The organism is Blautia ammoniilytica, from assembly GCF_025566965.1.
Classification (GTDB): Bacteria; Bacillota; Clostridia; order Lachnospirales; family Lachnospiraceae; genus Blautia_A; species Blautia_A ammoniilytica.
Genome location: NZ_JAOQJL010000079.1, coordinates 703 through 1,286 on the forward strand (window position 1 = coordinate 703; position 584 = coordinate 1,286).

Below are 584 nucleotides of genomic sequence, written 5' to 3' on the forward strand. Positions count from 1 at the left end.
TTTTCCATTGACTATTTGAATGGTCGATTGGCAAAAAACGTCAGCAACTTCCGAATTACTGTTTTTTACAGATATCTTGACCTTACCATCATAAGGTTCTGTACAGAAAGATGTTTTATTTATTACCGATACATTAACCGGAGATGCTACAGATCCCACATTTCTAGGCATCTTGGATAATGGATTCTTTGCTGCCCATACGGATACAGACGAAGCCAAAACCATTAACACAGACAGTAACATTATTAACAGTATCTTTTTCTTTGTTTTCATAAGATAATTCCTCCTGTATACTGGACTTAAAAATTTGTTTTAATATTTTTACTATTTCAAGGCACATTCCTGGGCTTCTGATCTTTTACTTAACGTACTGTTACAGTCACATATGCTTTCTTTTTGCCTGCCTTCACCGTAATCCGGCATTTTCCTTTACTAACCGCTTTTACCCTGCCTTTTGACGTAACGGTTGCCACCTCCTTCCGGGAACTGGAATAGGTTATCTTTTCAATTGATGTAAACGGCTGCCGGATTGGTTTTAATGCTATACTTTTTCCTTTTTTCAGTGTAACTTTTTTCGTTAAGCC

General features: G+C 36.8%; 2 protein-coding genes (1 of these 2 running past the window's edge). Both read right to left on the reverse strand.

Translation table 11 applies throughout. The features are described from left to right. Positions 1-34, reverse strand: the 5' end (the start) of a protein-coding gene (locus tag OCV61_RS18950) for an Ig-like domain-containing protein (RefSeq protein ID WP_158422950.1). The gene continues 227 nt to the left of window position 1, outside the view; the window shows 34 of its 261 coding nt (coding positions 1-34); its start codon is at positions 32-34; its stop codon lies off the left edge, out of view. Positions 35-362: 328 nt separating this feature from the next. Further along, positions 363-584 (reverse strand): Ig-like domain-containing protein (locus tag OCV61_RS18415; protein WP_262583445.1); only part of this gene is annotated, 222 nt, incomplete at its 5' end.